Raw genomic sequence first — 14,286 nt, 5'->3', positions numbered from 1 at the left:
GGTGCATGTGTCGAGTCCGATGAGGGATGATGGACCCCAAGGAACCTTCGAGCGCGTCCCGTGGAGGAGATCACGATTACATTTTCGTGATGCGAGATCGTTCGTCGGATACCGAGCTCCTGACCTCCCCGTACCGCACATCCTGGGGCGGCGCTTCATCCGGAACAGATTCATGCGTCCGACTCGGAGGGCCGACTCGCTTCCTCGTTGCAGATGCGGGCGTTCTCCCTCCTCCCATCGGAATTGTCGGCTGCTCCTCAATGATTAGGTCGGTGTCCCCATCCCCTCGGGCCCAAGGCCCGATCCTCGGCGCCTCCTTGAGGCGGACCCATTCCCCGGCGTAGACTGCTGGCGATGAGCCGGCGATTCCTCCCCTTTGTGATCATCGGAATTCTCACTCTCTCGCTCGGCGTTGCTTGGACCACCGGTCGCGGAATCGTACGGGTTCCGCAGGAGCACTTCGGCGTCGCCGGTCGTCGCGTCCTTCGTCCGGGAATACATCTCGTCTCGCCTTTCACCCCGGTGGCGATCCTCTCCGAAAGGGGCGACGGCGCCTTGCCGCCCTTGCCGGTCTCGAGCAAGGAGGGAATCCGAGGCAGCGTCCAGCTGAGCTTCCATTTCGAGGTCGATCCGGCGGCTCTTTCCACAACCGCCGCGAAACGGCACGAAGGGTTTCATGCGTTGCTGGAAGAAGCCGCTTCCGAGGCCCTGAAGAGGAACCTCTCGGGTCGCTCGGCGGCCGAGTTTCTCGACCACGCGTCCATCGAACCTCCCCTCTCCCATTCCATGACGCAGGCGCTGGAGGCGGCGGGGATACGGCTGTCGAACCTGAAATGGGAGGTCCGGCTGCCCTCGGATTTCACCCGCAATCTCCTGCGGAGCGACTACGCGGGGCGCTCGCGGCGCACCGGCGTTCGCCTGCTGGTCATCGGGCTCGACGCGGCGGACTGGGAGATCATCGATCCTCTGGTGGGCGCCGGCCGGATGCCCGCCATGAAGCGGCTGGTCGATTCGGGAGTCCGGGCCGGAATGCGTTCCTACAATCCGATGATTTCCCCGCTACTCTGGACGACGGTCGCGACCGGCAAAGGACCCGACCTGCACGGCGTGGCGGATTTCAGCGTGATCGAGAAGGCGACCGGGAACAAGGTTCCGATCGGCAGCCGTTATCGGAAGGTGAAGTCGCTCTGGAACATCGCGAGCGACCTGGGGCGCTCAGCCGGCATCGTGGCGTGGTGGGCCTCGTATCCGGCCGATCATCTGGACGGAATTCTCGTATCGGATCGCGTGGCGGCCTTGAGCATGCTTCCGAACCGCGAAGGCCTCGCTGGCCGTCCCGGCCACACCTACCCGCCCGGCTACCTCAAGGAGATCCTGCCGAAGCTGGCGCTGCCGCGCCAGGTGTCCCTCGAGGAAGTCAGGCGCTTCGCCGACGTGACGCCGGCCGAATACCAGGCGGGGCTGGACTGGATCGCGCATCCGCCGGCCGCCCCGAAAACCAAGAAGGAGAATATCCCGCCGCAGGATCCCGTCGGCCTGCTGATCAAGATCCTGACCGCGGCGCGCAATTACCAGGCGATTGCGCTGGATCTCGCGGGCCGGCGATTCGATCTGACCGCCGTGTACTTCGAGGGGATCGACCTGGTCGGGCATCGTTTCCAGCATTACTTGCCGCCAAAGATGGCGATGGTGAGCGCGGAGGAGTTTCAGAAGTTCCACCGCGTCGTGACCGAGTATTACGTCTATCAGGACGAGCTGTTGGGAGATTTGATTCGCAGGGCGGGGCCCGAGACGACGGTGATGATCCTCTCGGATCATGGATTCAAGGCGGGCGCGCGCCGGATGGAGGGGATTCTTCCCTTCACCGTGGACCAGCCGGTGGAGTGGCACCGCGAGGAGGGAATCTTCGTCCTGAGCGGTCCGGGCGCCGCCCGGCGTGCCCGGCAGGACTCGGTGACACTGTTCGACGTCGCTCCGACGGTCCTGGCCCTGCTCGGGCTGCCGGTGCCCTCCGACATGCCGGGCGCGGTCCTCGCAGAGGCGATTGATCCGGCCTTTCTCGCGAAATTCCCGCCGCAGCACGTTCCGACCTACGAAGGAGTGGGGGCGCCGCGGGAGACGGAGGAAGCCTCGGGAAGCTCGGAAGAGGTTTCCGCCGAGATGATGGCCCAGCTTCGCGCCCTCGGGTACGTCGGCGGGAACGACGGGAATCCCGAATCGGAGCCAGCGAAGCCTGGTTCGGAGAAAAGCTCGCCGCGAGTCGAAGCGGCGCCCGGAACCGCCGCCTCCTCGGCCGCCGCGCCGGAAGACACGCCCGTGACGTATCACCGGAACATGGCGACCTATTATTTGAATCAGCGAGACTATCCGCAGGCGATCGCCGAGCTGCTGGAAGCGAACCGCCGCGAGAAGCTGCCGAAGACTTACGCCATGCTCGCGGAATCGTACGACGCGCTGGGGCGCAAGCAGGAAGCGAGGCGGGCGCTGGAACAGGGATGGAAGGAAGTGCCGGAAGGGATGGGGGCCGATTCGGTCCTCTGGTACGTCCAGCTTTCCACCGAGCTGGGCGACCCGGCGGGAGGGAAGGCGTTTCTGGACGACCACCGGAAGGGGCTGAAAGAAGCGCCGGCGATCCGGAGCGCCGCCGAGGGACAGCTCGCTGAAGCGGGGGGGCGCGCCGAGGAGGCGCAGCGGCTGTATTGGGAGGCGCTGCGCGCCGATCCGACGCTGGTGGGCGCTGCGAAGCAGCTGGTCGGGTACCTGAGTCGGGAAGGAAGGCTCGAAGCGCTCCGCCCGACCCTGGAGGCCGGTCTGCGGAAAAGCGAGCGCATCGACGAATATCACAACCTTCTCGGCGCGCTCGACTCGGAGGCGGGCAGGAAGGAGGAGGCCTACCGGCACTTCCGGCGGGCCGTCGAGCTGAACCCGGCCGATGCGCGATTCTCGCTGAACCTCGGACTGACTCTGATGGATCTAGGGCGGTGGGATGAGGCCGGGGCCGTGCTCGACAAGGCGGCCGCCGCGTCGCCGAACGCCGATCTCTACCTCGGATTGGGGAACGTACGCCTGCGCACCGGCGACACGGAGCGCGCCCTCGCCGCTTTCCAGAAGGCCCGGGAGATCGGGGGCCCGGTATCGGCGCGCGCCGATCTGGGGATCGTCCTGAGCTACCTGCGCCTCAAGCGCTCCGACGACGCCCTCGCCTTCGCCCGCGACAGCCTGGCGCGCCACCCCGACAACCCTCCCCTGCAGAACCTCTATCAAGACCTGCTCCGCCGCAGGTAGGCCTCGATCAAAGGCCCTGGAAGCCATCCCGGATTGCCGCGCGCAGTATTCACTCCAGATGGGTCCTGAGAACTTCACCGGACGAGCGAACCGACTGGCTGCGCCGGACCAGGCAGGCAGCATTCGCTAACGAGTGATCTTGATCCATACCGGCTCGGAAGGAACCGATGGCGCTTCCCAAATCGGAAGCAGATCTTCCAGAGGAGGGGGATCCTTCCCTCTTTCAACCCAGCCCTTGTAGATGACACGGATGGAGTATTTTCCAGGCTTTTGAAATATTTGCTTGACGTTCAGTTTAATCCTCGTCCCATAGAATGAATCCTCGTCGAGTGCAACGAGCACCCCATCTCTCGGCGGCGGTGGAGGAAGTCGCGCATCGGCGAAGGTGCCAAAGCGCACAGGTTTTCCCCACTCGTCATTCACTTCCAGCGTGAGACCGTACACCGGCCCACCCAGGAGCATCCTTCCATCGATAAAGATCCATCCGTCGGCTTCGAACCATATACACAGCTTCACGACGTCCTTCACGGAATACTTCTCTCGATCCGTGCGGATGAGCACCTTCAGGAGTGATTCCGCGCTATCGTTCTTTGTCTTCTCGGAAGCTATGCTCCTCACCAGAGGGCCGTCGACCAGTGACAAGAGCATTGCGCAGATGACGAACGGCCGGATCCTACGAAGAGCAAGCATGGCACACTCCTCGATGGCTCAGCACGATGAGGCGAGAGCGCTTCCGATTGCGTGCCTATCTTACGTCAGGAGGAGGATACGTACCCTCTCTCCTGCGGAGATACTCTCCCGGTCGGCGGGGACGATGAAGAGAGCGTCGGCGCGGGAGTGGGCGAGGAGATCGGCCGAGCCCTGGGAGCGGATAGGCTGGACGAAGATCGAGCCGCCTTCGAAGCGCAGCCGTCCCGGGAGATAGGACGTGCGGCCGGCACGCTGGCGAACCTCCTCCTCCAGGACCGCCTCGACGAGCTCCCCTTCCGGCTTCGCCCATCCCAACATCTTGCGGATCGCGACGGCCGCCAGGACTTCGAAGATCACCAAGGACGACACCGGATTCCCGGGAAGGCCGAAGACCAGGCAGGACCCCTTGCGCCCGAAGACGGCCGGCTTTCCGGGACGGATCGCGATCTTGCGGATGAAGACTTCGACTCCCGCCTCGGCGAGCGCCGCTTCGACGAGATCGTGCACCCCCATCGAGACGCCTCCGGAGAGCAGCAGAAGATCGCCCTGCAGGCCGCGGCCCAGGCAATCGCGCAGCGTCTCGGGATCGTCCCGGACGATTCCCAGATCGACGACTTCCGCGCCGAGGCTCTTGGCCCGGGCGCCGAGCGCCGGGCCGTTGCTGTTCCGGATCTTACCGGCCGGAGGAGTCCGTTCGGCTTCCACGAGCTCGTCGCCCGTGGCCGCGAGACTCACGCGCGGCAGGCGATGAGCGGAGACTTGCGCGCGCCCCACCGACGCGAGGACGCCGATCCGGGCGGGCGTCAGCGGCTCTCCGGCCTCCAGGACCTTCTGGCCGACCCGGATCTCGCAGCCTTTCGGAGCGATATTCGCCCCGGCCTCCACCTTCTCCAGAATCCTGACCTTGCCTTCGCCGGCGGGCTCGCTGCGCTCCACCACCTGAACGGCGTCGGCCCCGTCGGGGATCGGCGCGCCCGTCATGATTCGGGCGGTCTCGCCCCTGTCGATCCTCCGCCGCGGCACGTGGCCCGCCGTGATCTCCTCGACGAGGCGCAGCTCGACGGGGACGTCGCGCAGGTCGCCGGATCGGACGGCGAAGCCGTCCATCAGCGCCTTCGGGAAGGGAGGCTGGTCGGCGTCCGCGAGGACATCTTCGGCAAGCGCCCTGCCCATCGCCTCGCGCAGCGGAATTCTCTCCGGCTGGAGCGGCGCCGCCTCGCGAAGCACGATCTCCAGCGCCTGCGCCACCGGGATCATCGGAGCGCGCGGATCCTTCATCGGCTCATCTCCGCCGGACGACCAGAATGCGGGGGATCCTCGAGTAGTCGGTCCGCACCTCGACCAAGTCCAGCTCTCCTGCCGCGCGAAGCAGCGGAGGCAGTTTCTCGGCCCCACCGGCCGGCAGCTCCAGGATGAGATGGCCTCCCGAGCGGAGGAACCTCCTCCCGGCCGCCAGCAACGCAGGATAAAGCGCCAGCGGCTCGCCCCCCGGGGGAACGAGCGCCGAGCGCGGCTCGTGCTCGCGCACTTCAGGCGCCAGCGAAGCCAGCTCGAGCTGGCCGACGTACGGAGGGTTGGAGACGAGGAGATCGAGGCCGCCGGGTCGAACCTCGCCTTCCAGCGGACGCCCCAGATCCCCCTCGAGAAACACGATCCTCTTTTCGACCCCGTGACGCGCGGCGTTCCCCCGCGCGACCTCCAGGGCCGCCGCGGAGACGTCGGTGGCCCAGATCTCGGCCTGGGGAAGCTCTCGTGCCAGCGCGATGGCGATGTTGCCGCTCCCGGTACCGACGTCGGCGATCCGGAAGGAGGGCGATGAAGCCATCGCGATCGCCGCCTCCACCACCAGCTCCGTCTCGGCCCGGGGAATCAGGACCCTGGCATCGACCTGGAAATCGAGCGACCAGAACTCCTGGTGACCGGTGAGGTGCTGCAGCGGAATCCGCCGCCCGCGGCGCTCGAGAAGCCCGCGAAAGGAGGCGACGGCATCGGCCGCCGCGCTCTCCCGCAGTCTGGGGAGCAGCGCCGAGCGATCGAGTCCCATTGTGTGGGCCAGAAGGACTTCGGCGTCGAACCGCGCGGCAGGCACCGACCTCTCCTCGAGGTAGGCGGCGCCCTCCCTCGCCAGATCGCCGAGGGTGGGAGCGGAGGCCTCCGTCACGGCCTGCCCGAGGGCGAGGCGGAGGCCGCCGGAGCCGTCTCCGCCTTGAGCTTCTCCGACTGGTGATGGGAGATGAGAGGATCGATCAGCGAATCGAGACCGCCGTCCATGAAGGACTCGACCTGGTGGACGGTGACGTTGATGCGGTGGTCGGTGACGCGGCTCTGCGGGAAGTTGTAGGTCCGGATCTTCTCGCTGCGGTCGCCGCTGCCGATCTGGGTGCGCCGGTCCTTGGCGATCGAATCGTGCTGCACCTGGCGGGCCGCTTCGAGCAGGCGGGACCTCAGCACGCGCAGCGCTTTCGCCTTGTTCTTGTGCTGCGACTTCTCGTCCTGGCACTGGACGACCATGCCGGAGGGGAGGTGCGTGATGCGGATCGCCGAGTAGGTGGTGTTGACGCTCTGCCCGCCCGGGCCGGTCGAGCAGAACCGGTCGATCCGGAGGTCCTTGTCGTTGATCTCGACGTCCACCTCTTCGGCCTCCGGCAGGACCGCCACGGTGGCGGTGGAGGTGTGGATCCTTCCCGAGGCCTCGGTCCGGGGGACGCGCTGGACGCGATGCACGCCGCTCTCGAAGCGCAGGCGCGAGTAGGCGTTCTTTCCTTCGATGCTGGCGATGACCTCCTTCAGCCCCCCCAGCTCCGATTCGCTGAGATCGAGGATCTCCAGCTTCCATCCATGGCGCTCGACGTACCGGTTGTACATCCGGAAGAGCTCCTGGGCGAAGAGCGCGGCCTCTTCCCCGCCCGTCCCGGCGCGCACCTCGAGAATGACGTTCTTCTCGTCGTTCGGATCGCGCGGAACGAGAAGCGCTTTCATCTCTTCCAGAAGCGTCTCGCGGCGGCGGTTCAGCTCCTCGCGCTCCTCGCTCGCGAGCTGCCGCAGATCGGCGTCCGCCCCCTTGAGAATCTTCTCGGTCTCGAGAATCTCCTTCTCCACCCCCTTGAATTCGCGGTAGGCCTCGACGACCCGCTCCATCTCGGTGTAGGCCTTGGCGTCGGCGAGGTATCGCGCCTTGTCCTTCAAGGCGTCGGGATCGCTCATCCGCCGGGCGAGCTCTTCGTACTGCTTTTCGAGGGATTCCAGTTTGTCGAACACGGGAGGACCGCCGCTTAGAGAGGAAGCGCTTCGCGCCGGACAGGAACGTCGCCGCCCATGGCGGCGCGGAGCGCCTCGATCGCAACCGAGAGGTGCTCGTCCGCCGGCTCGAGCGTCGTCAGGCGCTGCAGCCAGAGGCCGGGCGCCACGACGAGGGAAAAGAGAGGGGTCCCGGCCCGCCGCGCGCTCGCCCGGAGAAGCTCGAAAGAGCAGCCGGCGATGAGGGGCAGAAGGACCAGGCGGGCGACCAGCTTTCCGACGAACGGAGTGGAAGTGGGAATCATCGCGAACGCCAGGGCCGAGAGGATCATGACGAACAGGAGAAAGCTGGTGCCGCAGCGCGGGTGCAGGGTGCTGTGCCGCCGGGCGTTCGCCACCGTCAGCTCCTCACCCGCCTCATAGGCATGGACCACCTTGTGCTCGGCACCATGGTACCGGAAGACCCGGCGCATCTCCCCGGAAAGTGAAATCCCCAGGATGTAAAGGATGAAGAGGAGGATGCGGATGCCGCCGTCCACCAGGCTGTAAGCGAACCCGTGCCCGAGAACCGGGAGCGATCGCGCCAGGACGTCGGTCAGGAAAAGCGGGAGATAGAAGAACAGGCCGAGCGCGAAGAGCAGCGCGAAAAACAGCGAGCCCGCCACGGCCCATCCGCCCGAGGACTTCGAGTCGGAGCCCTCTTCCTGATCCGCGTCCAAGGCCTGCTCGGCGGAGAAGTTCAGGGCCCGGATTCCGAGGGCGAGCGATTGGAAGAGCGCCACGCAACCGCGCAGGACGGGAGCGCGCAGGAAGGGATGCCGATCAGTGTAACGCGTCACCGCCTTGCGCTGGGTGACGACATCGCCCCCTTTGCGGCGGACGGCGACGGCGTAGGCCCCGGGCGCGCGCATCATCACGCCCTCGATGACCGCCTGCCCGCCCAAAAGGACCTCTTCGCTCACGGCCGGCGGCCCTTCAGCTCGCGGAGCCCGCGGGGCTGCCGCCGCGGTAGCGGCGGTTGAACCGCTCGACGCGCCCGGCGGAGTCGATCAGCTTCTGCTTGCCCGTGAAGAAGGGATGGCACTTGGAGCAGATTTCCAGGCGCACCTCCTTCATGGTGCTGCGGGTCACGAAGGTCTCGCCACAGGCGCACACCACCGTGACTTCCTTGTAGTTGGGATGGATCTTGGCTTTCATCGCTACTCTCCAAAGTGCGTTATTCTACGCTCCAACCGCCTCACTCAGCAAGATATTCCACCGCTTGCGCAGTCTGCCCTGGAGGGATCCTCCTCGGATCGTGTCCGAGGGGCGGGACTGGGTTAGAGGCGATCCCTACGAAACCTCGCTCATCGACCCCAGGAACTCCTCGTTGTTCTTCGTCTTGCCGATCTTCTCGATGAGCAGCTCCATCGCCTCGGTGCTGGACAGCGAGTTCAGCACCTTGCGCAGGACCCACGTCCGGTCGAGCTCCTTCTTCGACAGGAGGAGCTCCTCCTTGCGGGTGCCCGAGCGGGTGATCTCGATCGACGGGAAGACGCGCCGGTCGGCCAGCTTCCGGTCGAGGTGGATTTCCATGTTGCCCGTCCCCTTGAACTCCTCGAAGATCACGTCGTCCATGCGGCTGCCCGTCTCGATCAGGGCGGTCGCCATGATCGTCAGGCTGCCCCCTTCCTCGATGTTCCGGGCCGCGCCGAAGAAGCGCTTCGGCCGCTGCAGAGCGTTGGCGTCGACGCCGCCCGAAAGCACCTTCCCCGAGGGCGGGACGATGGTGTTGTAGGCGCGCGCCAGCCGCGTGATCGAATCGAGCAGGATCACCACGTCCTTCTTGTGCTCCACCAGCCGCTTCGCCTTCTCGATGACCATTTCGGCCACCTGCACGTGGCGCTGGGCCGGCTCGTCGAACGTGGAGCTGATCACCTCGCCGTTCACCGACCGCTGCATGTCGGTGACCTCTTCGGGCCGCTCGTCGATGAGCAGGACGATCAGGATGATCTCGGGGTGGTTCTGGCTGATGCTGTTGGCGATGCTCTGCAGGAGCATCGTCTTCCCGGTCCGGGGGGCCGCGACGATGAGGCCGCGCTGGCCTTTGCCGATCGGCGTGAGGATGTCCATCACGCGGGCCGAGATGTTGTCCCGGGCCGTCTCCAGGCGGATCCGCTCGTTCGGGTAGAGCGGAGTCAGGTTGTCGAAGAAGACCTTCTCCTTCGACTCGTCAGGATGCTCGAAGTTGACCGCCTCGACCTTGATCAGGGCGAAGTAGCGCTCCCCTTCCTTCGGGGGCCGGACCTGGCCCGAGATGGTGTCCCCGGTGTGCAGGTCGAACTTGCGGATCTGCGACGGCGAGACGTAGATGTCGTCGGGCCCGGGGAGGTAGTTGTACTCCGGGGCGCGCAGGAAGCCGAATCCGTCCGGCAGGCACTCCAGGACCCCCTCGGCGAAGATCAATCCGCTCTTCTCGGTCTGGGCCTGCAGGATCTTGAAGATCAGCTCCTGCTTGCGCATCGCGGTCGCGCCTTCGACGTTCAGCTCCTTCGCGATGTTGGTCAGCTCGGTGATGCTCATCTCCTTCAAGGCCGTGATGTCGAGTTTTTCCCCGACGGCGCCGGCCGACGCGCTTCCTTCCGGTCGTGCTCTTTCAGTGATCACAGGTGCCCCATTTTCAAGAGTCTCTGGACCCGGTCCTTTCATTTCGTCGTCCGCGTAACGGACGGGACGGGCGGAGGGGTTGGAGTTCGGGTTACGTTCCGGGCGAGGGTGTCGTTTCATTCAGCATCCCGTCGATGGCGGCCCAGATCCGGGGAATCCCTTCCCGCGTCTCCGCGGAGCATGGGATCAGCAGATCCGGTCGGTGGATTTCCTTGAGGTGGGTTTTGAGACTCCTGTTCCGTTCGTTCGCGCTAAGCTTATCGCATTTCGTGGCCGCGATCCGATAGGGCATTCTCCGGTCCTCGAGCCAGTTCCGCATCTCCCGGTCGAGCGGCGACGGGGAGTGCCGGGCGTCCACGATGAGCAGCGCCAGCCTTTCCGGGGGCCGGCGATCCAAGAAGGCTTCCACGAGGACCTTCCACTCCTCCCGCGTCGCCTTCGGAACGCGGGCGAATCCGTACCCGGGAAGGTCCACGAACAAGCAGGCGTCGTTCACCCGGAAGAAATTCACCTGCCTCGTCCGGCCCGGCGTCCTGCTGGTGCGGGCCAGCCCGCGCCGGCCCAAGAGTGCGTTGATCAAGCTCGACTTTCCGACGTTGGAGCGACCGAGAAAGGCGACCTCAGGAATCGTCGCGGGCGGAAAGTCTCGCGGAACAGCGGCTCCCACCAGGAATTCGCAGGTGACTACCCTCACGGCTCACCGCATCGGGCGGGACGCATGAGAACATGTCTGGGAATGTGGCTTCAGGACAACCTAATGAACGGAGCTGTCGGGAAGGCTCTTGTCAAACCCCTTCTCGATCTTTTCGATGGGGGGAGTTCCCTTGGGCTCCTTTTCCAGGGCGATGTTGAGGACTTCGTCCATGCTCTCGACCAGACGGAATTCGAGCTCCTTCTGGATGTCCTCGGGGATCTCCGAGAGGTCTTTCTCGTTGTCGCGCGGCAGGATGATGGTGGTGATGCCGAGGCGGTGCGCCGCGAGCACCTTCTCCTTCACCCCGCCGATCGGCAGGACCTGCCCCCGGAGCGTGATCTCCCCCGTCATCGCCACTTCCTTGCGGACCGGCGTCCTCGTCAGGAGCGATGCCAGGGCGGTCGCGATCGTGATCCCCGCGGAAGGCCCGTCTTTCGGGATGGCCCCCTCGGGAACGTGGATGTGGATGTCGTACAGCTTGTGGAACTCGTCGTCGATCCCCAGGCTCTCGGCGCGGGAGCGGACGTAGCTGAGCGCCGCCTGAGCCGATTCCTGCATGACGTCTCCCAGCTTCCCGGTGATCGTGATCTTGCCGCGCCCCTTCATGAGCGTCGCCTCGGTCATCAGGATCTCGCCTCCGACCTCCGTCCAGGCCAGGCCGGTGGCGACCCCGATCTCGCTCTTCTTCGCCTTCTCCTGGTCCTTCGGCCGGTAGCGGGGCACGCCCAGGAAGTCCGTTATCTCCCCCGACTTCACGACGTGCTCGTAGTTCCTTCCCTCCTTGACGACGCGGCGGGCGAGCTTCCGGGCGATCGACGCGATCTCCCGCTCGAGGTTCCTCACCCCGGCTTCACGCGTGTAGTTCTCGATGACGTCGCGGATCGCCTCGTCCTCGAAGGTGATGCTCTTCGGTTGGAGGCCGTGAGCCTCCAGCTGCTTGTTGATGAGGAACTGCTTGGCGATGCGGATCTTTTCGTTGAGGGTGTATCCGGCGAGGCGGATGACTTCCATCCGGTCTTTCAAGGCCGCCGGCACGGGATGCAGCACGTTCGCCGTGGCGATGAACATCACCTGGGTCAGGTCGAACTCGGTGTCGAGATAGTGATCCACGAACGTCGAGTTCTGCTCCGGATCGAGGACCTCCAGCAGGGCCGCCGAGGGGTCACCGCGGAAGTCCATGCTCATTTTGTCGACCTCGTCGAGCAGGAACACCGGGTTCCGCGTCCCGGCCTTGCGCATCATCTGGATGATCTGTCCCGGGAAGGCGCCGATGTAGGTCCGACGGTGTCCGCGGATCTCCGCCTCGTCCCGGACGCCGCCGAGCGACAGGCGCACGAACCGCCGTCCGGTGGCGCGCGCGATGCTCTGGGCGAGCGACGTCTTCCCGACGCCGGGCGGGCCGACGAAGCAGAGGATCGACCCCTTCTTGACGTTCCGGACGAGCCGGCGCACCGCCAGGAACTCCAGGATGCGCTCCTTGATCTTCTCCAGCCCGTAATGGTCGGCGTTGAGAATCTTCTCGGCGCGATCGATGTCGCGGTTCTCTTTCGTCTTCTTGGTCCAGGGGACCGCGAGGAGCCATTCCAGATAGTTCCTCGAGACGGTCGCTTCGGCGGAGACGGGCGGCATGACCTCGAGGCGCTTGAGCTCCTGGATCGCCTTCTCGTGGGCCTCCTTCGGCATCTTGGCGGCCTCGATCTTCTCCTTGAGCTCCTCGATCTCGTTGCCTCGCTCGTCCTTGCGCCCCAGCTCCTGCTGGATCGCCTTGATCTTCTCGTTGAGGTAGTACTCCTTCTGCGCCCGCTCCATCTGCTTCTTCACGCGCTGGTGGATCCGGCGGTCGACCCGCAGCTTCTCGATCTCCCCCTCCAGGAGCTCCACCAGGATCGTCAGGCGCTCCTTCGGATCGAAGGTCTCGAGGAGGTTCTGTTTCTCTTCGACGCCCACCTGCAGGTGGGCGGCGATCGTATCGGTGAGGCGCCCCGGCTCCGAGACGCGGATCGTCGAGATCATCGTCTCGTAGGGGAGGTTCGGGCTGAGCTTGACGTACTTCTCGAACAGCGAGACCGCCTTCCCCATCTCGACTTCCATCTCGGGAGTCATCTCGGGCTTGACGTCGATCGGCTCGAGCGTCGTGACGAAATAGCCGTCGGCTTCCTGGATGTCGAGCACCTTGCCGCGGCTGACGCCTTCCACGAGGAGCTTGATGTTCCCGTTCGGGAGCTTCAGGCTCTGGACGACGTTGACGACCGTCCCGACGTAGTTGATCTCGTCGGGCTTCGGCTCGTCGGTCCGGGCGTCGCGCTGGGTCGAGAGGAACAGCTTCTTGTCGGTCTCCAGAGCGCGCTCGACCGCGGTGAGCGACGTCTTGCGGCCGACGACGAACGGGATCATCGTGTAGGGGAAAACCACCACGTCCCGGAGCGGGACGAGCGGAAGACGTTCGACCTTCTCGTGTTGTCCAGGAAGGACGGGCTGGGTCATCGGTTTTTAGCCTGCCTTTTCCATAAGGATGATGGGCGCCACCTTGTTCTCGACGACTTCCCGCGAGATGACGCATTCGGTGATGTTGTTCTGGGAGGGGAGCTGGTACATGAGGTCCAGCATCAGGTCCTCGAGAATGAGCCGCAGGCCGCGCGCCCCGATCTTCCGCCCCAGCGCCTTCTCGGCGACCGCTTCCAGGGCGTCCTTCGTGAAGGTGAGGGTCACGTCCTCGTACTCGAAGATCCGCTGGTACTGCTTCGTCAGGGCGTTGCGCGGCTCGGTGAGGATCCGCACCAAGGCCTCCTTGTCCAGCTCGCCCAGCAGCCCGATGACGGGGAGGCGTCCGACGAACTCGGGGATCAGGCCGTACTTGATGAGGTCCTGGGGCTGGACCTGCTCGAGGATGTTGAGCATGTCCTTGTCGCTCTTCCGCCTCACGTCCGCCTTGAAGCCGACCGATTTCTTGCCGGTGCGCTGCTCGATGATCGTGTCGAGGCCGACGAAGGCGCCGCCGCAGATGAACAGGATGTTCGTCGTGTCCATCGGGATGAAGTCCTGGTGCGGGTGCTTCCGGCCTCCCTGCGGAGGGACGTTCGCCACGGTCCCTTCCAGGATCTTCAGGAGGGCCTGCTGGACGCCCTCGCCGGAGACGTCGCGCGTGATCGAGGGGCTGTCGCTCTTGCGACTGATCTTGTCCACCTCATCGATGTAGATGATGCCGCGCTTCGCCTTCTCGATGTCGTTCCCCGCCGCCTGCAGCAGCCGGAGCAGAATGTTCTCGACGTCCTCGCCCACGTAGCCCGCCTCGGTCAGCGTCGTGGCGTCCACGATCGCGAACGGCACGCTCAGAAGCTTGGCGAGCGTCTGGGCCAGCAGCGTCTTGCCGGTGCCGGTCGGGCCGATGAGGAGGATGTTGCTCTTCTGCACCTCCACCTCGCTCCGGCGCTTGCTCCTCTCGTTGCGCTTGTAATGGTTGTAGACGGCGACGGCGAGCTTCTTCTTGGCCTTCTCCTGGCCGATCACGTATTCGTCGAGGAATTCGCGGATTTCCATCGGCTTGGGAAGCTTCAGACGGGTCTTCGGCTCGTCCAGCTCCCGCTCTTCGGCGATGATGTCGAGGCAGATGTCGACGCACTCGTCGCAGATGTAGACCGTCGGACCCGCGATGAGCTTCTTGACGTCCCTCTGATCCTTGTTACAGAAGGAGCACCGCAGCGATTCGCCTTCGCTCTTCTTGCCCGCCATCCGCC

The 14,286-nt window shown here is 65.2% G+C and carries 11 protein-coding genes; 1 reads left to right on the top strand and 10 read right to left on the bottom strand.

Translation table 11 applies throughout. From position 1 onward, the window contains the following. Window positions 1-354 precede the first annotated feature (354 nt). Complete coding sequence (locus VGR67_05155) at window positions 355-3,285, top strand: alkaline phosphatase family protein (GenBank protein ID HEV8335783.1); 2,931 nt, start codon at window positions 355-357, stop codon at window positions 3,283-3,285. 126 nt (window positions 3,286-3,411) lie between these two features. On the opposite strand, the gene VGR67_05150 is transcribed toward VGR67_05155, so the two are convergent. The 10 genes from VGR67_05150 to clpX all read right to left on the bottom strand — a co-directional run bounded on the left by VGR67_05150 (window position 3,412) and on the right by clpX (window position 14,281). Beyond that, the gene (locus VGR67_05150) at window positions 3,412-3,975 is read right to left on the bottom strand and encodes a hypothetical protein (protein ID HEV8335782.1); all 564 of its coding nucleotides are present in this window, start codon (window positions 3,973-3,975) and stop codon (window positions 3,412-3,414) included. A gap of 60 nt (window positions 3,976-4,035) precedes the next feature. Further along, window positions 4,036-5,253: a gephyrin-like molybdotransferase Glp gene (gene glp / locus VGR67_05145; protein HEV8335781.1), complete on the bottom strand. Its 1,218-nt coding sequence runs from the start codon at window positions 5,251-5,253 to the stop codon at window positions 4,036-4,038. Between the two features lie 4 nt (window positions 5,254-5,257). Further along, window positions 5,258-6,136 carry a peptide chain release factor N(5)-glutamine methyltransferase gene (gene prmC, locus VGR67_05140; GenBank protein HEV8335780.1) on the bottom strand — a complete coding sequence of 293 codons (879 nt, stop codon included), beginning with the start codon at window positions 6,134-6,136 and terminating at the stop codon, window positions 5,258-5,260. Next, on the bottom strand, window positions 6,133-7,233 hold the full coding sequence (gene prfA / locus VGR67_05135; protein HEV8335779.1) for a peptide chain release factor 1: 1,101 nt from the start codon (window positions 7,231-7,233) through the stop codon (window positions 6,133-6,135). The genes prmC and prfA overlap by 4 nt, the downstream gene beginning before the upstream one ends. Before the next feature lie 14 nt (window positions 7,234-7,247). Beyond that, complete coding sequence (locus VGR67_05130) at window positions 7,248-8,174, bottom strand: DUF1385 domain-containing protein (protein HEV8335778.1); 927 nt, start codon at window positions 8,172-8,174, stop codon at window positions 7,248-7,250. A 13-nt stretch (window positions 8,175-8,187) separates the two neighbouring features. Beyond that, entirely contained in the window at window positions 8,188-8,409 is a 222-nt protein-coding gene (rpmE, locus tag VGR67_05125) for a 50S ribosomal protein L31 (protein ID HEV8335777.1), read from the bottom strand. Window positions 8,410-8,544: 135 nt separating this feature from the next. Continuing rightward, on the bottom strand, window positions 8,545-9,855 hold the full coding sequence (rho, locus tag VGR67_05120; protein HEV8335776.1) for a transcription termination factor Rho: 1,311 nt from the start codon (window positions 9,853-9,855) through the stop codon (window positions 8,545-8,547). Window positions 9,856-9,949: 94 nt separating this feature from the next. Beyond that, window positions 9,950-10,525: a ribosome biogenesis GTP-binding protein YihA/YsxC gene (yihA, locus tag VGR67_05115; GenBank protein ID HEV8335775.1), complete on the bottom strand. Its 576-nt coding sequence runs from the start codon at window positions 10,523-10,525 to the stop codon at window positions 9,950-9,952. 87 nt (window positions 10,526-10,612) lie between these two features. Then, complete coding sequence (gene lon, locus VGR67_05110; GenBank protein ID HEV8335774.1) at window positions 10,613-13,036, bottom strand: endopeptidase La; 2,424 nt, start codon at window positions 13,034-13,036, stop codon at window positions 10,613-10,615. 6 nt (window positions 13,037-13,042) lie between these two features. Continuing rightward, the gene (gene clpX, locus VGR67_05105) at window positions 13,043-14,281 is read right to left on the bottom strand and encodes an ATP-dependent Clp protease ATP-binding subunit ClpX (protein ID HEV8335773.1); all 1,239 of its coding nucleotides are present in this window, start codon (window positions 14,279-14,281) and stop codon (window positions 13,043-13,045) included. Between the last annotated feature and the right edge of the window lie 5 nt (window positions 14,282-14,286).

The sequence above is a fragment of the Candidatus Polarisedimenticolia bacterium genome (assembly GCA_036004685.1).
Classification (GTDB): domain Bacteria; phylum Acidobacteriota; class Polarisedimenticolia; order Gp22-AA2; family AA152; genus DASYRE01.
The sequence above is the reverse complement of the archived record's forward strand: the minus strand, read 5'-3'. Positions and strand labels throughout refer to the sequence as shown.